14 protein-coding genes are annotated in these 19,628 nt (G+C 43.9%); 10 read left to right on the forward strand and 4 right to left on the reverse strand.

From position 1 onward, the window contains the following. The first annotated feature begins 57 nt into the window (after positions 1-57). The 7 genes from AB4623_RS00655 to AB4623_RS00685 all read left to right on the forward strand — a co-directional run bounded on the left by AB4623_RS00655 (position 58) and on the right by AB4623_RS00685 (position 5,732). Entirely contained in the window at positions 58-1,302 is a 1,245-nt protein-coding gene (locus AB4623_RS00655; RefSeq protein ID WP_372044662.1) for a DUF6035 family protein, read from the forward strand. A 244-nt stretch (positions 1,303-1,546) separates the two neighbouring features. Next, a complete protein-coding gene (gene thrS / locus AB4623_RS00660) occupies positions 1,547-3,475 on the forward strand; it encodes a threonine--tRNA ligase (RefSeq protein WP_017059786.1) in 1,929 nt (642 codons plus the stop codon). 2 nt (positions 3,476-3,477) lie between these two features. Beyond that, a complete protein-coding gene (gene infC, locus AB4623_RS00665; RefSeq protein ID WP_076654893.1) occupies positions 3,478-4,029 on the forward strand; it encodes a translation initiation factor IF-3 in 552 nt (183 codons plus the stop codon). A gap of 104 nt (positions 4,030-4,133) precedes the next feature. Beyond that, entirely contained in the window at positions 4,134-4,328 is a 195-nt protein-coding gene (gene rpmI / locus AB4623_RS00670) for a 50S ribosomal protein L35 (protein ID WP_004738430.1), read from the forward strand. A gap of 42 nt (positions 4,329-4,370) precedes the next feature. Next, on the forward strand, positions 4,371-4,724 hold the full coding sequence (gene rplT / locus AB4623_RS00675; RefSeq protein ID WP_004733517.1) for a 50S ribosomal protein L20: 354 nt from the start codon (positions 4,371-4,373) through the stop codon (positions 4,722-4,724). Between the two features lie 175 nt (positions 4,725-4,899). Beyond that, positions 4,900-5,214, forward strand: coding sequence for a N(4)-acetylcytidine aminohydrolase (gene yqfB / locus AB4623_RS00680; protein WP_017063603.1), 315 nt, complete (start codon positions 4,900-4,902; stop codon positions 5,212-5,214). Between the two features lie 68 nt (positions 5,215-5,282). Further along, complete coding sequence (locus AB4623_RS00685; RefSeq protein ID WP_372145502.1) at positions 5,283-5,732, forward strand: hypothetical protein; 450 nt, start codon at positions 5,283-5,285, stop codon at positions 5,730-5,732. A gap of 81 nt (positions 5,733-5,813) precedes the next feature. Here AB4623_RS00685 and AB4623_RS00690 read toward each other — a convergent pair whose 3' ends face one another. The 4 genes from AB4623_RS00690 to AB4623_RS00705 all read right to left on the reverse strand — a co-directional run bounded on the left by AB4623_RS00690 (position 5,814) and on the right by AB4623_RS00705 (position 11,261). Further along, entirely contained in the window at positions 5,814-7,052 is a 1,239-nt protein-coding gene (locus AB4623_RS00690) for a leucine-rich repeat-containing protein kinase family protein (RefSeq protein WP_017063605.1), read from the reverse strand. 115 nt (positions 7,053-7,167) lie between these two features. Further along, positions 7,168-8,742: an ABC-F family ATP-binding cassette domain-containing protein gene (locus tag AB4623_RS00695; RefSeq protein WP_372145504.1), complete on the reverse strand. Its 1,575-nt coding sequence runs from the start codon at positions 8,740-8,742 to the stop codon at positions 7,168-7,170. 510 nt (positions 8,743-9,252) lie between these two features. After that, a complete protein-coding gene (locus AB4623_RS00700) occupies positions 9,253-9,831 on the reverse strand; it encodes a TetR/AcrR family transcriptional regulator (RefSeq protein ID WP_017063607.1) in 579 nt (192 codons plus the stop codon). After that, complete coding sequence (locus AB4623_RS00705; RefSeq protein ID WP_372145506.1) at positions 9,828-11,261, reverse strand: coniferyl aldehyde dehydrogenase; 1,434 nt, start codon at positions 11,259-11,261, stop codon at positions 9,828-9,830. The genes AB4623_RS00700 and AB4623_RS00705 overlap by 4 nt, the downstream gene beginning before the upstream one ends. 561 nt (positions 11,262-11,822) lie before the next feature. On the opposite strand from AB4623_RS00705, the gene speA reads away from it, so the two are divergent. The 3 genes from speA to AB4623_RS00720 form a co-directional block, all read left to right on the forward strand. Beyond that, positions 11,823-13,730 (forward strand): arginine decarboxylase, encoded by a 1,908-nt coding sequence (gene speA / locus AB4623_RS00710; protein ID WP_372145508.1) that lies wholly within the window; start codon positions 11,823-11,825, stop codon positions 13,728-13,730. Then, positions 13,730-14,656: an agmatinase gene (gene speB / locus AB4623_RS00715; protein ID WP_017065923.1), complete on the forward strand. Its 927-nt coding sequence runs from the start codon at positions 13,730-13,732 to the stop codon at positions 14,654-14,656. Before speA ends, speB begins: the two co-directional genes overlap by 1 nt. 661 nt (positions 14,657-15,317) lie before the next feature. Continuing rightward, positions 15,318-19,628 (forward strand): retention module-containing protein (locus AB4623_RS00720; protein ID WP_372145510.1); only part of this gene is annotated, 4,311 nt, incomplete at its 3' end.

The raw sequence follows: 19,628 nt of genomic DNA on the forward strand, positions 1-19,628 counted from the left end.
CTTGCACTCAAGTGGGTGTATAAATGCATATAAAATTATGGGGTTATAGGAGCTGCGATGTCTGTTCGCAATATGAAATCAGTCTTTATGCCTGAAGATGATAAATATTTAGATGCAAATGAGTATTTAGACCATTGTGACGACGATGATTTTTTTAAATTCCGTCGACGAATAGAAGAGTCTCGGAAGAGTAACCCTATAGCTTTATGTGATGTCTGCTACCAGCCAGTAGTATTGAGGGGAACGACTGATCGGACAAAGTATTTTGCTCACCCCAAAAACTCTGAAGATTGCCCAATAAAAGTTACATCTCAATTTACTGTTGATGAACTATTGGCAATGCAATTTAATGGAAAAAAAGAGAGTCGAGCTCATCGAGAACATAAAAACCTTATCGCGGGAATAATACGAAAAGACACTCTTTTTGAAGATGAGGTTGCCATTGAACCCACATATAGAGAAAAGCATAGTTTTGGAGTAGCTAAGCGGTGGCGTCGTCCTGATGTTAGCGCAGTGTATAAAGCTGGTAGTCAAAATGTCGTCTTCGAGCTTCAAATCTCGACTACGTTTTTAGATGTGATTATTAAGCGTGAAGACTTCTATAGAGAAAATGACACTTATATAGTGTGGGTTTTTCTTGATTTTGACCCTGAAAAATTCACCTCTTTAGATATTAGCTATGCTAATCGAGCTAATGCATTTGAATTTGACGACGTAGCTAAAGAGAAGTCTCTTCAAGAGGGGAGGCTTTTTTTAACCTGTCATTATCGAGTACCACATCAGAATGATGATTTGACAATAGGGTATAAGTGGGACTCCATCTTAGCTGATTTCTCAGAGCTTAATTTTGACCATTTAAGTAAAAAAATATATGCAGTGGATACCGAAGCTATACTCGCCAATGTGAAACAAAATATAGCTGACGAAAAAAAGAATCGGGCCGAGCTGGCAAGATTGAAAAAAATCCAAGATGAAGAAGTTCAAGAGAAGATCCGCCTCATCATTGAAGATGAAAGAGAAAGGCAAAGAAAAGAACAAGAGCTAAGGCTTTCGCGTCTTCGCGAAACAAACAGAATATCTAATACTTCAGCTTTTGATAAACAATCAACTCGGAATAGTGGTCGAAATTCGTATGCTAATAGAAGGAGTTCCTCTATGAGTAGTAGTTTCGCCTCAACGTCAGGCGTAAGTAAGTCATTTGGAGATACGCGTCTATGTTCTAACTGCGGAGTTAGAGAGACCCCAAGAAAAATTGGAAGTGCGCTTTTCTGCAAAAATTGTACATATGCGTTTGACCAATGATCATAAAATAAACTGTCATTTAGAGATGACAGTTTTCCTCGACCTCTTATCCAGTACATTATTGTCATTTCACATTAATTCGTTACAATACCTTTGGAATAAATGAGGGTGCATCTGTATTTGTACCTGAATTTGTACCAATTCTTACATATATCCCCATCAAGTTATCTAACTTGTTGAATTAAATATATTAAATAATTTTCATGTGTTGCTTGGTGTGCAACACCACTGTAAAGGACAAATAATGCCAATTATTACTCTTCCTGACGGTAGTCAGCGTCAATTTGACAACCCTGTATCAACTCTAGATGTTGCCCTATCAATCGGTCCTGGTCTTGCGAAAGCTACCATTGCTGGTCGTGTAGACGGCGAGCGTGTTGATGCTTGTGATCTTATCGAAAACGATGCAAGCCTAGAAATCATCACAGCTAAAGATGAAGTTGATGGCCTTGAAATCGTTCGTCACTCTTGTGCTCACCTTTTAGGCCACGCGGTTAAGCAGCTTTTTCCAGAAGCGAAAATGGCGATCGGTCCTACTATCGATAACGGTTTCTACTACGATATCGATCTTGAGCACTCTCTAACGCAAGACGATCTAGAAAAGATCGAAAAGCGCATGAAAGAGCTAGCGAAGACCAAATACCAGGTTGTTAAGAAGAAAGTTAGCTGGCAGGAAGCGCGCGACGCATTCGAAGCTCGCGGCGAGACTTACAAGATTGAAATCTTGGACGAGAACGTTTCTAAAGACGATCGTCCAGGCCTGTACCATCACGAAGAATACATCGATATGTGTCGTGGCCCGCACGTGCCTAACATGAGCTTCTGCCAGCACTTCACTCTACTTAACGTAGCGGGTGCATACTGGCGTGGTAACAGTGACAACAAGATGCTTCAACGTATCTACGGCACTGCATTCCACGACAAGAAGGCACTTAAAGCTCACCTTGTGCGCCTAGAAGAAGCGGCTAAACGTGACCACCGTAAAATCGGTAAAGCGCTTGACCTATTCCACATGCAGCAAGAAGCACCAGGCATGGTGTTCTGGCACCACAACGGTTGGACTATCTTCCGTGAGCTAGAAGTATTTATTCGTCAAAAACTGACTGAGTACGATTACCAAGAAGTTAAAGGCCCATTAATGATGGACCGTGTTCTTTGGGAACGCTCTGGTCACTGGGATAAGTACGCTGAAGCGATGTTCACTACTTCTTCAGAGAACCGTGAATACGCTATCAAGCCAATGAACTGTCCTGGTCACGTTCAAATCTTCAACCAAGGTTTGAAATCTTACCGTGATCTACCGCTACGTATGGCTGAGTTCGGCTCATGTCACCGTAACGAGCCGTCTGGCGCACTTCACGGCATTATGCGTGTTCGTGGCTTCACTCAAGATGATGCTCACGTATTCTGTACTGAAGACCAAGTTCAACAAGAAGTTAAAGCTTGTATTGAAATGGTTTACGATACTTACACAACTTTCGGCTTCGAAAGCATCGTTGTTAAGCTATCTACTCGTCCAGAACAGCGTGTAGGTTCAGACGAAATGTGGGACCGTGCAGAGGCTGACCTTAAGCAAGCGCTAGAGGCAATGGACATTGCATACGAGATTCAAGAAGGCGAGGGTGCGTTCTACGGACCTAAGATTGAATTTACTTTGCATGATTGTTTGGACCGCGCTTGGCAATGTGGTACAGTGCAGCTCGATTTTGCATTACCAGAACGTTTAGGTGCTACTTACGTAGGTGAAGATAACGAGCGTCACACGCCAGTTATGATCCACCGCGCGATTTTAGGTTCACTAGAACGCTTCATTGGTATTCTTATTGAAGAATACGCTGGCTTCTTCCCAACGTGGTTGGCGCCAGAACAAGCAGTTGTAATGGGCATTACAGACAAACAGTCTGAATATGTACAAGAAATTACGAAAAAACTGCAAAAAAGTGGATTTAGAGTCAAAGCAGACTTGAGAAATGAGAAGATTGGCTTTAAAATCCGCGAACATACTTTGAAACGTGTACCGTTCATGCTTGTGTGTGGTGACCAAGAAATGGAAGCCGGCGAAATTGCAGTACGTACACGTAAAGGTAAGGACCTTGGCAAATTTAAAGTGGATGACTTTATTTCATACATCCAAGCCGAGGTTTCAAGCCGTAAGCTCAATCTGGAGGAATAGCTATTAAAGGCGGAAGACGTGGCCAACAACCGGCCAAACAAAACCAGCACCGTTTAAACGGTGACATTCGTGGCGTTCGTGAAGTGCGTCTAACTGGCGCAGACGGCGAAGCTGTTGGTGTAGTATCAATCGCTGAAGCGATGGAAGCTGCAAATGAAGCTGGTATGGATCTTGTAGAGATCAGCCCTAACGCCGAGCCGCCAGTTTGTCGTGTGATGGACTACGGTAAGTTCCTCTTCGAGAAGAGCAAAGCTGCGAAAGAGCAGAAGAAGAAGCAAAAGCAGGTTCAGATCAAGGAAATTAAATTCCGACCTGGAACTGATATTGGAGACTATCAGGTAAAACTACGCAACCTGACTGGTTTCCTAGAAGACGGCAACAAAGTGAAGGTAACAATTCGCTTCCGTGGCCGCGAAATGGCTCACCAAGAAATCGGTGTTGACGTTCTTAATCGTTTGAAAGCGGATACTGAAGAATTTGCAGTAGTCGAATCTTTCCCAACGAGAATTGAAGGTCGCCAGATGATCATGGTGTTGGCCCCTAAAAAGAAGTAATTAACGGCTTTGCAAGTAATTGAACCCTGCAGCCTCAGGTTGCGGGGTTTTATTCGCCCTAATTACTATGTTATTAACAACTCAACAATGCGGAGTTATTCATCATGCCTAAGATGAAAACCAACAAAGGTGCTGCTAAGCGTTTCCAGAAAACTGCTGGTGGTATTAAGTTTAAGCACGCTGGTAAACGTCACATCCTGACTAAGCGTACTACTAAGAACAAGCGTCAGCTACGTCCGAACTCGATCCTTCCTAAATGTGAAGTTGCTCAAGTTCTACGTATGATGCCATACGCTTAATTCTTTTTAGTTTATAAATTCGTTTAGTTTAGGAGAAGCATAATGCCTCGCGTAAAACGTGGTGTACAAGCTCGTGCACGTCATAAGAAAGTTCTAAAACAAGCTAAAGGTTACTACGGAGCACGTTCACGTGTTTACCGCGTAGCTTTCCAAGCAGTTACCAAAGCTGGTCAATACGCTTACCGTGACCGTCGCAACAAGAAACGTCAATTCCGTCAACTTTGGATTGCACGTATCAACGCGGCATCTCGTCAAAATGGTCTATCTTACAGCCGTTTCATCAATGGCCTAAAGAAAGCATCTATCGAGATCGACCGTAAGATTCTTGCTGACATCGCAGTATTCGACAAAGCAGCATTTGCTGTTCTAGTTGAAAAAGCGAAAGCATCTCTATAATTTAGAGTTAGCTTAAAGGTTTAAGAAAAGGAGAACTTCGGTTCTCCTTTTTTATTGCCTGCAATTTGGCTTTGTCATATTCTCTCGCATCTCGCCCCTAATTTTTATTCGCTTGAACACGCATTCTGGTATATAAACATCTACCTAACCTTTAAATGTTAAGCGACCGAAATAAATGACCGCACCGACTACTATGACGTTCTTCGAACGTTTTGAAACTGACATCCTTTCTGGCAAGAAGACGATTACTATTCGCGATGAATCTGAGCGCGACTACCAGCCAGGTAGTGTTGTGGAGGTATCGACGCTAGAGCAAGACCGTGTGTTCTGTAATCTTAAGATCATCAGCGTTGAACCAATCCTATTTGATGACTTAGGTGAGTTCCATGCTCAGCAAGAGAACATGACGCTGCAAGTACTGAAAGACGTGATTCAAGATATCTATCCAGGTATCTCTCAGCTGTATGTGGTTTCTTACGAGCTTGTGTAGCCCGCTTTAAATAGAATTGGTTGATCAATACCGCGTCTAACGCAGAGCAATGAGAAAGAGAAGTCACAATGAATGAATTACAGAATGAAACAGTTCAGAAAATTTTGCTCCAACTTTATTGTCGTGAGCAAACTGAGCAGCCGTTAATTTCTAGAACTGATCTCAACATTGCTCTTTATGATAGCGAAGGCTTTCTAGCGTGGCGTGACACAAGGCGTAACTTTACGGTCAGTGATATCGAGAATCGAGTTTGGGTGAAGAGCTGCCCCGGCGGTTACATCACTGAAGTGCACTTCAATGCTGACGGTTCTTTGATTGAATATCGTTTGTTCGACCGATTTGAAACAACAGGGCAGTGGCAACTAAAAGACGGTTTGTTACACGTCGAGATTCTGAAGGGTGAGAACTGCTACCAGTTTGCTGTTGTGGCTCGTGCTGACCTTAATATTCACTCTGCGGTTGAGTATAAGAGCGGAGAGCTGCATTCGTACTTGAAGCTTGTTCAAGTTGAAAGCTAAACGCTGGTTCGTTTAATTAGCATATAAAAAAGCCAACAGTGATGTTGGCTTTGTTGTCTTCAATCTGACTGAATACTTCTATTAAGCTTCGAAGTTCGCCAATCGAGTATAAAGCTCGCTGTCTTGATCTTGCTTTGCACAAATCGTCAGTAGGTCTTCAATAAAGTACTTCAATGCACGTGCTTCAATTCGGCGAATACCTTGTTGATGTTCTTCAGTTAGGTAGCCGTAGATAGTCGCAGCGCCAAAGTCACCAAAGATCATCTGACCTTGTTCGTTCACTAAAGTGTTGTGAGCGTATAGATCACCATGAGAGACTTTATTGGCATGAAGGTGTTCAAACACATCAATCATCTGCTCTGTAATGCTATTGATTTGAGCAATTGAAAGTTCGAAACCTTCTGGGAAAGTATCACGCGTGCAAGTCTCGAGTGTTGGTGGTAGCCCTAGGTTGTAGTAGCTGTTTGGAATGAGTTCCATCACCAAAGCTAGGTAATCTTGTTCCTCTACTTGGGCGATAGATTTTACCAAGTTGTTATGGTGTCCAGCCTGCAAGCACGCTTCCAGTTCATCATGTGGGTAGCCGTCACTGGTGACTTCGCCTTTAAACACTTTAACCGCCACTTCCTGTGGAAAATCGAAGTCGCTGTTTAGCCAGCTTGCATGCGAGATCACGCCAGATGCGCCTTGGCCAAGTACTTGATTCAGTGAATAGCTTTGAGAGCTAACCGCAGGCACGCTATCTAAGCTGCTAGGGTGTTTGCAAAACGGGTTACCCGCAAACGCTAACCAAGCCAGTTTTGGTAGCTTGATAAGGAACTCTGGGAATTCAGTCAACTGGTTTGCAGACAGGCGAACTAGCTCAAGGTTGGATAGGTTTTCCATGCTTTCTGGTAACACGCGAATCTTGTTACCCGCCAATGCCAGTTTCTGTAGTCGCGGTCTTTCACCTAGTGAGCTAGGCAGGGCCTCAATCTCATTGTCGGTCAGGATCAACCAGCGTAATTGAGGTGGTAGAGATACTTCACTTACGGTTTTGATTTGGTTGGTCTTGAAACCGATCATTTCAAGCTTAGGAAGTGACCCAAGAACATCAGGCAGGTGCGTAAACAGGTTATTCGACGCGAAGATAATACGCAGGTTAGTTAGCTTTGATAACTCGGCTGGTAGGTCTGACAGCTGATTACCTGAAAGGTCTAGGATCTCAAGAGAATCTGCAAGCTCTATGATTTCTAGAGGAAACTCGGTGAGACTTTCCGACAGTTTTAAGCGCTTAATACCTTTAAGTTGCCCTGATTTTAATTGTTCTAGAGTATGCAAACCTTAGCCTTATGAATAGATGTTCGAGGCGCGTAGTTTACTTGTCTCAATCAAGAAAGGCGAGTATCCGGAAGAATACTCGCTTAACTAAACTAAGTGAACGAATTTACGAAGGTTAAAGCTGGATATGGTTTTGGCTAACGCCGACCTCCTCAACAAAATCGCTATCATGACTGACCAAGATGAATGCGCCTTGGTATTCACGCAGAGCCGAAGCCAATATTTGCTTCGAGTCGATGTCTAGGTGATTGTCTGGTTCATCTAGCAGCAGTAATGGCGAATCCTGTTTATGGCTGACGATCAACATCGCCAGTTTCATTTTCTCTCCACCGCTTAGGTGAGCTATTTTGCGGTAGACGGAGTCTCGTCTGAATCCAATACCAGCTAACAAGGTTCGTGCGTCACTTTCTGTCATGCTGCCGCTATGTGTCACCAGGCTATCGAACATTGTGTCGTTGGTGTCTAATAGTCCAAAGTGTTGATCCAAGTATACTGTGGACCCTAAGCGTTTAATGGAACCTGTATAGTTCGAGTGTTGCCCATGAATGGCCTTTAACAGCGTCGACTTTCCGCAGCTGTTTGCACCAGTGAGATAACACCGTTCACCTTGCGACATAGAAAAGTTGATACGAGCGTCAGAACCAAAACTCAGATGGCAATCTTCAACGGTTAATAGCGAGTTCTTTTTACTGTTATTACTCTGTTGTAGATACAAGGCCTGTGGTTTTAGTTGTTCCTTTTGTTCTTTAAGAGATTGAAGCTTATGTTGGTTTTGGTCCTTTAAGTTCTTTTGACTAGTGGCTGATGCTCCTTGCGTTCGTCCTGCTTTATCTTTCATCGCATCCAATAATATCTTGGGTTGGCTACCGGACTTTCTGAGTCGATTACCTTGAGACTCACGTTGCTGTGCTTTTTCCTTATTAGCTTGAGCTTGGCGCTCCAGTCGTTTCTTTTCGGATTGGTGATGTGCAATCTGTTTATCTAGTGCATCGGCCTGATTCGACATTTGTTTGAAGTAGTCATCGTAGTTTCCTTTATAGAAACGTAACCCCAAACTGTTGAGATGGTAGATACCTTCCATTTGTCTCAATAAGCTTCGATCATGGCTGACGACAAGTACCTTACCTTCAAACAACTGGCATTGTTCTAGTAGCCAATTGCGTCCGTCGTTATCCAAATGGTTCGAAGGCTCATCGAGGATCAGTATGTCGTTATTTGATACGAATAGCTGATGAAGCTGTAACAGGGCGAGTTGCCCACCACTCAAAGAGCGACAAAGTGTGTTCAAATCACGAGTGATCTTTAATGTACCTAGCAACTGCTGGGTACGCGCCTCTAAATCCCAATCATCGCCAACGATATTGAAGTGCTGCAGTTCACAGCTACCTTGTTCTATGGCGCTTAACGCTTCTAACTTTTCGGTGAGTCCTAAGAAGTCAGCGATGGTGATGTTGGTATCCAGTAGCGTTGATGGTAACTGAGAGTAAAAGCCGATTGAACCTTGGCGCGAAACACTGCCCGTTGTGGGCTGTTTTTGTCCAACGAGCAACGAAAGTAACAATGACTTTCCAGCCCCATTTCTTCCGACTAGGCCTGTGAGGCGAGTGCTCAAATTAAAGGTGATGTTTTTGAATAACCACTCACCAGTATCGAGTTGGAATGAGAGATTATTGGCTAATATAGTCGGCATAGAAATACCTCCCTTTACGTGTAAACGAGTAAAAGGGGTGAGGCGCTTTTCTGTGCAAGCTCCTGCTGGATGCTAACAACAGATTGCCAAAGGCGTTACTTAGATAGATGACCAATGAAAGAGAGAAAGCGGTATTGAGATGGTTCCTGTCTTTGAGGTACTGATCTTAAAGATGTTTGTTTGTCAAAAAACGGATCTTTAAGAACTTGATTTGTCGCGAAAATAGATGACGAAGTAACGCCCACTAACCCCGAGTGTCCAAATGATTTTTATAAAAATAAATCGGATGTCAGGATGTTAGTACTTCATTATGGCGTTATTCTCTTTTGAAATGATGGTGGGATGGTACTGAAAGAACGTACTCTGAGTCAATATGCTGAGGTGGTTAAATTGTGTTCAAATAATTAAAGCGCCTGTGTGGCGCTTTAGTGATCATTATTGGAAATAAGTTGAGTCTAGAATTTATATCTTTGGGTTTAGAGCTTAGAGCTTAGAGCCTTGGGCTTAAAGCTACTTGGTTTGCCCGCCGACAGCTCGCCAGCACATGTCAAAGCTATCGCTGATGTACTTGGCTGACTGCTCTGGTGGCAACTCATTCTGTTCAATTAACCAGTTTGCACAAATCAAAAAGTGGCTGTGGATGAAGTGCCTAACAAGATTGATGTCTAATACCATCAGTTCACCAGTTTCTTGTCCTTTCAAAATGATCTCGTCTAACGATGCGAACATCTTTGAGACGATGACTTCTCGAGTTTGAGTCGTTGGGTCGAAATGAACATTGGTGAAAAACTTCATCGCAACTGGATTTTCTAGCGCCCATTCAAGCCCTGTGATCCACATGAACTTAAAGGCTTGGTAGCGATCTTGTTCAGCGATTTCTGTGTGCTGGTCAAGGGTAGAAAATAGCTCTATTTTCAGTTCACGAAACAGTTCATCAATCAGTAGAGATTTGTTCTCGAAGTGGTGAAACAGTGTCGCCTTTGCTACGCCTGCTGTTTTCGCTATTTGTCCTGTAGATGTGCCCTCGAGCCCTTGCTGAGAAAAGAGCAGGAGCGCAGCATCTAGGATTTTTTGCCTTTTCGTAATCATCTATTTAGTACTTTGAACAGAATCTTTTTAATTGGGTTGTAAGGAGGGTGCATTAACTTAGTGAAGTTAATTTTTCCTCTACTTAGAACGGTTTTGGCATGGCTAAAGGTCTTGAAGCCTTCAATACCGTGATAGTGTCCCATGCCTGAAGGGCCAATGCCACCGAACGGCGCATCTTCTGCTGCCACATGCACTAGCGAGTCGTTGATACAAACACCGCCAGAATGCGTATTCGATAAGAACTGGTCTTGGGTCTGTTTATCATGACTCATCAGATACAGAGCAAGTGGACGTTCTCTTGCTGTGATGTAGCTGATCGCTTCTTCAATAGAGTCATAAGGCACGATAGGCAGAATAGGGCCAAACAACTCTTCTTGCATCGCAACCATATCGTCGTTCACTTCGGTTAGAAGGTGTGGCGTCATTCTGTGGTTTACATCATCTTGTGCTTGTTCGGTGACAGTGTGAATAACCGCACCTTTAGACTGAGCATCTGCAATCACACCTTTCAAACGATTGTATTGGCGCATATCGATCACTGAGGTTAAGTCTTTGCTTTCAATACCGGCTTTATAAAGTTTTTTGAAGTACTGCTTATAAGCCGTGATGAACGCGTCGACTTTTTCTCGTGGCAATAAGATGTAATCGGGTGCCACGCAAATCTGGCCAGCGTTTAAGCTTTTTGCAAACAGGATGCGTTCAACGGCGTCAGCCACATCAAAGTCAGGGGCAATAATCGTTGGAGACTTGCCACCCAATTCCAAAGTTACTGGCGTTAAGTTGTTGGCTGCTGCTCTCATTACGTGCTTACCCACAGAGGTCGACCCTGTGAATAGAATATGATCAAACGGGAGTTGGCTAAATTTCGCGGAAACGTCAGCTTCACCCTCTATAATCGCAACCTGATCTTCGTTAAAACCCTCAGCCAGCATGGCTTTTAAAACTCGGTTGGTCGCTGGAGTGAACTCAGACATCTTGAGCATTGCAGTATTACCTGCCGCCAACGCAGTGATGAGGGGCCCTAAAGAGAGCATCACCGGGAAGTTCCAAGGAACAATGATACCGACAACACCCACTGGCTGATAATGAACGGTGATCTTCGCGGGTGTCAGCATTAAGCCTGCTTTGCGGCGTGATGGCTTCAACCATTTCTTAAGGTTCTTCAGGCTGTAATTGATCTGGTGAAGAGAAGGGGTGATATCAGCAATCAAGCTGTCGTGTTTTGCTCGATGGCCATAATCTTCAGATACTGCCTCAATCAACAGCTCTTGATAGCGCATTAACAACGCTTTTAGTACTGAGAGGTTTTTTCTTCTCTGCTCAAGCGTTGGATTAACATTACTGCGGTAGTGATCTTTTTGTCGGTCGAACATTTGATCCATGTCGTTGATGCTCGACGTGTTTGGTTCAAGGTCTAGATTATGGCTCATAGTATCCCCTAAATTCGAAGGCTGACCGATTGGTTGGTCAGTTAAAATTACAAGAAGATTGAACCGAATACAAGATATGCGCGAGAAAAGTTCAAAAATTGAGCGGTTACAACATTGAAGTGAGTGAGTTCTAGTAGGAAGAATGAAGTGTTTATCGGCATCGAATCGCGGGACACAAGCTGTGTTGGTGATAGCGAGAGTTCAGATTGTGAAGTGCTTATATTTGTCACAACTCTGACTTAACCTCACTCAATTTACTAAAAATCTTTTGGTTTCTGCACATTTTTTCTCCCTAATTTAATGTGAGAAATTGCTTTATATTTAATGCGCTTCAGCCTGTTTTTTACCCTAAAACCTTGTAATTCCTTACCTGTCATTTTAAGTCGATCTGTCGATAAAAAAACGTAATCGTCACCACAAATATCAATGGTTGGACTCGCTCTTAATAATATCGGTTAATGCAGCCAACAAATCGTTTTTGAACGCTTTTTGTTGGGTTATACCTCGCTATTCCAAAGAGGTATCTTCTGTCGATGGCCCTATAGTGTGAGGTCTCTAGAATTGGAAAATTCGGTTAATTTGGAACGCATCCGTGCTGAGTATAATGTAAAGCACTGGAGCCAAGGTTTTTATGGAATTGATGATAACGGTGAGGTGTATGTTTCACCGAGCGAGACGGATCATCAAGTCCCACTAAGTAAGATCGTAAAACAGTTAGAGCAAAGAAATATTGGTTTACCTGCTCTTGTGCGTTTTCCTCAAATAGTGCATCAACGTGTGCACAATATCTGTAACGCATTTAACCAAGCGATCGACGAATATCAGTACGACAATCGTTACCTACTTGTTTATCCGATTAAAGTTAACCAACAAAAAGAAGTGGTTGATGAGATCTTAGCGAGCCAAGCTCAATTAGAGCAAAAGCAGCTAGGACTAGAGGCGGGCAGCAAACCTGAACTATTAGCGGTACTGGCGTTGGCTCAAAAAGCGAGCTCTGTGATCGTGTGTAACGGTTACAAAGACAGAGAATACATCCGCCTTGCACTGATTGGCGAGAAACTAGGGCACAAGGTTTTTATCGTTCTAGAGAAGCTGTCTGAGCTTGATCTTGTTCTTTCTGAAGCGAAAGCACTTGGCGTAAAACCTCGTTTGGGTTTACGTATTCGTCTTGCTTCTCAAGGTGCAGGTAAATGGCAAGCAAGTGGTGGTGAGAAGTCGAAATTCGGTTTGTCTGCATCACAAGTGCTTACTGTTATCGAACGCTTGAAAGCCGAAGACCAGCTGGATGTACTTGAACTCGTGCACTTCCACCTAGGTTCACAAATGGCAAACATTCGTGACGTGCGAAATGGCGTGAGTGAAGCGGCTCGTTTCTACTGTGAACTGCGTGATATTGGCGCTCAACTGAAGTTCTTAGATGTTGGTGGTGGCTTGGCAGTCGATTACGACGGCACGCGTAGCCAATCTTCAAACTCAATGAACTACGGCTTGCTTGAGTACGCTCGTAACATCGTGATGACAGTAGGGGATATCTGTAAGCTCTACAATCAGCCACAACCCGTGATCATTTCTGAATCTGGTCGTTCGTTGACTGCGCATCACGCTGTGCTTGTTACTAACGTGATCGGCACAGAAAGCTATTCTCCGGAAGATATGGCTGCGCCTGAAGCTGATGCACCAATGTTGCTAAACAACATGTGGAGGAACTTCTTAGAGCTAGATGCAGGTAACGATGATCGAGCGTTGATCGAGATCTATAACGACACGCAGAGTGATATCGCAGAAGCACACAACCAATTTGCGACCGGTATGCTGAATCTTCAGCATCGTGCTTGGGCAGAGCAAATGTCTTTGCGTATTAACTACGAGCTTAGCACTCGCATGAGCACAAAGAACCGTTACCACCGTCCTATTTTGGATGAGTTGAGCGAGCGTTTAGCCGACAAGTTCTTTGTTAACTTCTCGTTGTTCCAATCGTTGCCAGATGCTTGGGGTATCGATCAGGTATTCCCTGTATTACCTCTAAGTTGTTTGGATAATGCGGACGAGCGACGCGCTGTTGTATTGGATATCACCTGTGATTCTGACGGTACGATTGACCAGTATGTTGATGGCCAAGGTATTGAAACGACTCTGCCAGTTCCTGCATGGAACCCAGATGAACCATACCTGATGGGCTTTTTCTTAGTAGGCGCATACCAAGAGATCTTGGGTGATATGCATAACCTATTTGGTGATACTCACAGCGTAGTGGTCAACGTTGACGAAAGCGGTGAAGCGAATATCGACTACATCAACGAAGGCGACACGGTTGAAGACATGATGCGTTATGTTCATATCGATATGGATCTAATTCGTCAGAACTACAAAGAATTAGTAACGGCGAAAGTACCAGCGCAAGAGCAGCAAAGCGTACTTGAAGAGTTAGAGCAAGGCTTGATGGGTTACACCTATCTTGAGGATTTTTAATGAACGATCTATTTACCAAACCAGATTACTCGCTGTATTCCAATGCGATGACGTTTATGCGTCGTCCATTGGTACAGAACCCAATTGATAACGATGCTGATGTGGTTGTGTTGGGCGTGCCGTTAGATATGGCGACGTCTGGTCGACCGGGTGCTCGTATGGGCCCTGATGCGATTCGTCGTGCGTCTGTAAACTTGGCGTGGGAAGGCAAAAAATTTCCTTGGGACTTCAATGTATTTGAACATACCTCGGTGATTGATGCTGGCGATCTTGTGTTTGATTGCGGTGATGCTGAAGATTTAACTCAGCGTTTAGAAGCGGCTGCTGATGCGATTCTAAACAGTGGTAAAACTTTGTTAGGTTTAGGTGGCGATCACTTCATTACACTGCCTTTGTTAAGAGCATATGGCAAGAAGTACGGTGAGATGGCTCTGATTCACTTCGACGCGCACACTGACACTTACAGTCAGGGTAGTCGTTACGATCACGGTACTATGTTCTACCATGCGCCAAATGAAGGTTTAATTTCGCCTGAACATTCAGTGCAAATTGGTATTCGTACAGAGTACAAGCAGGAAGGGCACGGCTTTAACGTTATTAACGCGATGCAAGCGAACGACATGAGCGTGGACGATATCATTGCTCAAGTGAAAGGTATTGTTGGTAATAAGCCAGTGTACTTAACGTTTGATATCGATTGTCTGGATCCTGCTTTTGCTCCGGGTACCGGCACACCAGTATGTGGTGGTTTGAACTCAGATAAAGTGCTCAAAATCATCCGTGGCTTACAGGGTATCAACATGGTTGGTATGGACGTTGTAGAAGTGTCTCCTGCCTATGACCAAAGCGAAATTACGGCATTGGCTGGTGCGACGATTGCTCTCGAGCTGCTTTACGTCTGGACTGCAAATCGCCTTGCTAAATAGTTGTGTGTCATTGCTAACAGCATAACGCTATATACTGATTTTAAAGCCCACTAAGGTTCAACTTAGTGGGCTTTTTTTGGATACCTCGAAATATCCATTTGCAACTTCTACTCATTGTCCCTGTATACCCATTCAATACTCTAACTGTTGTATATGTAATTGACGCCATATACGGTGTTTGAACAGTTTCTCATCAGCTTTATGCTGCACCTTGTCTCAAATATGGGATTTAGTTCTTCTTTGGGGTTTAGGTATATATCGACCCTATCAATCGCCCATAAATCCTAATGATTTATCAACTTTATTACTGTATATATTTATAAAAATTTGAGGTGTAATTAAGGTATGCGCTTTATTGTATATTAATCAACACCCTATAAACTTTTGCTTAGTCCATGAACAAACTAAAGTGAATGCCTAGATTTGTGAAAAGAAGTCACTTCGCACAGACATGACATTTCGGATAAGGAAGACTAGGCTTAAAGTTAAGTAAACTATAAAAAAAACAGGCGAAACGGAACTGACTCATCACATACATCAGTCTACGTAATTGATTGTTAATGCAGAGAATAAGTTCTGAATATAATTTAAGCCTGAAACCGTTATTACTATCATTTTCACGATGTTGGGCAATACAGCATTTTGTGACCTCGGGGGATATATGGGTATTGAAGTTTCGCGCCAAGCTGCAGTTGTAGAGGCAGTGAGTGGAGAAGTCATTGCGGTTAAGTCTGATGGAAGCGCACGAAAAATTTCAGTTGGCGATATTATTCGTGAAAACGAGATTGTTATCACTGCAAACCAAGCAGAGCTGTTATTAGGTAACCCAAACGGTGTCACTGAGGTGGCAAGTAATTGTGTTGGCTGTGTTGATCAAGACTTAGTGTGGGCTGATGCTCCTATCGCTGGAGAAGTTAATTTTGACTTACAGCAAGCCGATGCAGGAGATTTTGATGATGATGAATTTGCTGCTATCCAAGAAGCCATTTTAGGTGGTGCCGATCCGACCCAAATCTTAGAAGCAACGGCTGCGGGGGGCGGATTAGGTTCTGCAAACGCTGGCTTTGTGACGATTGACTACAACTACACCGAAACTCATCCGTCGACATTTTTTGAGACCGCAGGTCTAGCAGAACAAACGGTTGATGAAGACCGAGAAGAGTTCAGAACAATAACCCGTTCATCGGGCGGTCAATCAATCAGTGAAGCTCTTACTGAAGGCTCGATATCTGATAATACTTATCCTCAATCTATCACGACGACAGAAACTATCATTGCTGGTAGTTTAGCGCTCTCCCCTGATTCTTTTGTTCCAGAAGCACTGTCTCTCGCTTCGCTACTCACAGAGCTAAACAGTGATATTACTTCAAGTGGTCAACCCGTTACGTTTACTTATGATGCGGCGACGAACTCTATCATTGGTGTTCAAGGCACCGATGAAGTATTACGCATCGACATCGATGTTGTTAGTGTTGGAAACAACGCTGAGCTTTCATTGACCACAACGATTTCTCAACCAATTGATCACGTAACGTCTGTTGGTGGCGGTCAGGTTTCCTATACAGGCGATCAAATTAACATCACTTTTGATATTCAAGGTGAAGACACCGCCGGAAACCCATTAGCAACACCAATTAATGCGCAAGTTGCCGTGGTTGATGGGGGCGATCCGTCTGCTGAAAGTGTGAATATCAGTAACGTAGAAACTAGCAGTGCAGCAATTGAAGGAACGTTCTCCAATATTGGTAGTGATAATCTTCAATCAGCTGTATTTGATGCTGGTGCACTGGACCAGTTTGATGGGTTGCTCAGTGATAATCAAAATACGCTTGCGAGACTTTCTGATGATGGAACAACGATTACTCTGTCCATCCAAGGTCGAGGTGAGGTTGTTCTCACTATCTCACTAGATACCGATGGTACTTATAAATTCGAGCAGTTTAATCCAATAGAACAAGTGGGCACCGATTCACTGACGTTCGATTTACCGATCACGATTACCGATTTCGACCAAGATGTTGTAACCAATAACATCAACATTGTTATCACTGATGGCGATAGCCCAGTCATTACTAATGTCGACAGTATTAGTGTCGATGAAGCAGGCATCATTGGTGGCTCACAAGAGGGAACCGCGCCTGTAGCGGGGAGCGGAAGTATCACTGCCGATATTTTCGAAAGCGACATCATCGACCATTATGAACTGGAGCCGACGGAATTTAATACGGGTGGCAGCTTGGTTTCAAATGGTGAGGCTGTGCTACTTGAGCTGATTGGTGAGATCGGTGGTGTAAGAACTTATGAAGGTTACGTTGAGGTCAATGGAACGAGAATTACGGTCTTTGATGTTAAAATTGATAGCCCTTCATTGGGCAACTATGAGTTTAATCTTTATGAAGAACTTTCTCATCAAGGCGCTGAAGATGCGCTGCTAACTTTTGCATTGCCAATTTATGCCGTTGATGCAGATGGCGACCGTTCTGCACTATCTGGCGGTTCGAGTACACCAGAAGCCGCAGAGATTCTCGTTAATGTCACAGATGATGTTGTTGAGCTAGTTGATAAAGTTGAGTCAGTCACGGAACTAACTTTAGCCGGCGATACCGTTGTTTCGTATAACCTATTCAACTTCGAAGGCGCTGATGGCTCGACAATTCAATCTTTTAACTATGATGGTGTTGATTACTCACTAGATCAGAGCTTGCTGCCAGATGCTGTTCAAACATTCAGTTTTACTGAGGGTGTTGTAACCATCTCACTAAATGGCGATTTTAGTTTTGAAGTTGCGCGCGATATCAACCACTCAAGCAGCGAAACCATAGTAAAACAATTCGCCTTTTTAGCTGAAGATGCTGATGGCGACGAGAGCTTTTCAACGCTTGATCTTAGTATTACTGATGGCCAAGATCCGGTAATTAACCTAGTTCCACCAGTGACATTATCTGAAACGAATCTTGGTGACGGATCTTCGCCAAGCGGAAATGCGGTTAGCGCCACTGAAACGATTACGTTTACAGCCGGTAGTGATGATGTCGCGAGTTTTCGGATTGATCCAAACTTATTCAATACCAATGATACGCTCAAATCGAATGGGCTTGTCGTTGAACTCAAGGAAGACCCCCAGAACTCAGGTACTTACATAGGTTTTGTTAACGATGGGGTAAACCCTGATGTCCCAGTATTCACGATTAGCTTTTCTACAAGCACATTAGGGGAATACACCTTCACGCTGCTTGAAGCGTTAGATCATGAAGATGGCCTTGCAAATAACGAGCTAAACTTTGAACTGCCTGTTTACGCCGTGGACACTGATGGCGATAGCTCGCAAATTTCCCCGCTTACAATGACCATCGGTGATGATGTGCAAATCATGAAAGATGGTGTGCTCAATATTGTTGAGCCGACGGTTGCGGATTTGGCTGCTGGTACGGTGACGACTGCCACCATTGATGTAATGCCTGAGCAGAGTGCTGATGGCGCGACCATTACCCAGATCACGTATGATAATACCGTTTACACCTTGAATCAGGGCTTAACGGGAGAGCAGCTTATCACTGTGCCTGAGGGAAAGCTGTTTGTTACCCTTGAAGGTGAAGTACGCTTTGAACCCAATCGCGATTTAAACCACACGAGCAGCGAAGATATCGTTAAGACGATCGTGGTGACGTCAAGTGACTTTGATAAAGATCCGGTGACATCCACCGTTACTTTGACCATCACCGATGGTGATATTCCAATCATCAATACTATTCCAAGTGTCACGCTATCAGAATCTAACCTTACAGATGGCTCGGCAGCAAGCAACGCGCCAGTGAGTCAAACCGAGACGATCTCGTTTACCAATCAAAGTGATGATGTAGTCAAGTTCCGTATCGATCCTGCTCAATTCAACACGAACGACGCGCTTAAATCGGGCGGGTTAGCCGTCGAGTTACGTGTCGATCCACAAAACAGCAATCAGTACATTGGCTTTGTGAAAGATGGAGCCAACCCAGAAGTACCGGTCTTTACGATTAGCTTTTCTACCAGCACGGTGGGTGAGTACACCTTTACTCTACTTGAAGCATTGGATCATGCTGATGGCCAAGCAAAGAACGATCTGAGCTTTGAGCTTCCTGTACTTGCGGTCGATCGTGATGGTGATGATTCATTGATGTCGCCATTGAAAGTGACGGTCAGCGATGATGTGCAAGGCATGCAAAACCAAACGTTAACCATTACTGAGCCAACGGTGGCTGATTTGGCTGCTGGTGTTGTTACGACTGGCACTGTTGATGTGATGCCAGTGCAAAGTGCAGATGGTGCAACAATCACTCAGTTCGTTTATGACGGACAACTTAGAACATTGGTTCAAACAGATACTGGTGAGCAGCGGTTTGGTTTCACTGAAGGGACGTTAGTCATCACCCTGCAAGGTGAAGTGCGCTTTGAACCCAATCGCGATTTAGTTCATACAAACAACGAAGACATCGTTAAAACAATCGTAGTGACGTCAAGTGACTTTGATAAAGATCCGGTGACATCCACCGTGACTTTGACCATCACCGATGGTGATATTCCAATCATCAACGCCATTCCAAGCGTCACTTTATCCGAATCTAACCTTACAGATGGCTCGGCCGCAAGCAACGCTCCGGTGAGCCAAACTGAGATTATTCAGTTCACCGATCAAAGCGATAATGTCACCAGCTTCCGCATTGATCCAAGCTTATTTAATACCAACGACACACTTAAATCTAATGGGTTGGTCGTTGAGCTTAAAGCCGATCCAAACACGACTGGGGGGTACATCGGCTTTGTGAAAGACGGAGCTAACCCAGAGGTTCCCGTCTTTACGATTAGTTTTTCTACTAGCGCGGTGGGTGAGTACACCTTTACTCTGCTTGAAGCATTAGATCATGCTGATGGCCAAGCGAAGAATGACCTGAGCTTTGAACTACCTGTCTTTGCGGCCGACCGTGATGGTGACGAC

Origin of the sequence: Vibrio sp. 10N.222.52.C12 (assembly GCF_041474215.1) — a bacterium.
In the GTDB taxonomy this organism is placed as follows: Bacteria; Pseudomonadota; Gammaproteobacteria; order Enterobacterales; family Vibrionaceae; genus Vibrio; species Vibrio crassostreae_C.

What these genes read in the sequence shown, in the direction of transcription:
- AB4623_RS00655 (WP_372044662.1), top strand. Translation starts at nt 58, where the DNA reads ATGTCTGTTCGCAATATGAAATCAGTCTTTATGCCTGAAGATGATAAA.
- thrS (WP_017059786.1), top strand. Translation starts at nt 1,547, where the DNA reads ATGCCAATTATTACTCTTCCTGACGGTAGTCAGCGTCAATTTGACAAC.
- rpmI (WP_004738430.1), top strand. Translation starts at nt 4,134, where the DNA reads ATGCCTAAGATGAAAACCAACAAAGGTGCTGCTAAGCGTTTCCAGAAA.
- rplT (WP_004733517.1), top strand. Translation starts at nt 4,371, where the DNA reads ATGCCTCGCGTAAAACGTGGTGTACAAGCTCGTGCACGTCATAAGAAA.
- yqfB (WP_017063603.1), top strand. Translation starts at nt 4,900, where the DNA reads ATGACCGCACCGACTACTATGACGTTCTTCGAACGTTTTGAAACTGAC.
- AB4623_RS00685 (WP_372145502.1), top strand. Translation starts at nt 5,283, where the DNA reads ATGAATGAATTACAGAATGAAACAGTTCAGAAAATTTTGCTCCAACTT.
- AB4623_RS00695 (WP_372145504.1), bottom strand. Translation starts at nt 8,742, where the DNA reads ATGCCGACTATATTAGCCAATAATCTCTCATTCCAACTCGATACTGGT.
- AB4623_RS00700 (WP_017063607.1), bottom strand. Translation starts at nt 9,831, where the DNA reads ATGATTACGAAAAGGCAAAAAATCCTAGATGCTGCGCTCCTGCTCTTT.
- AB4623_RS00705 (WP_372145506.1), bottom strand. Translation starts at nt 11,261, where the DNA reads ATGAGCCATAATCTAGACCTTGAACCAAACACGTCGAGCATCAACGAC.
- speB (WP_017065923.1), top strand. Translation starts at nt 13,730, where the DNA reads ATGAACGATCTATTTACCAAACCAGATTACTCGCTGTATTCCAATGCG.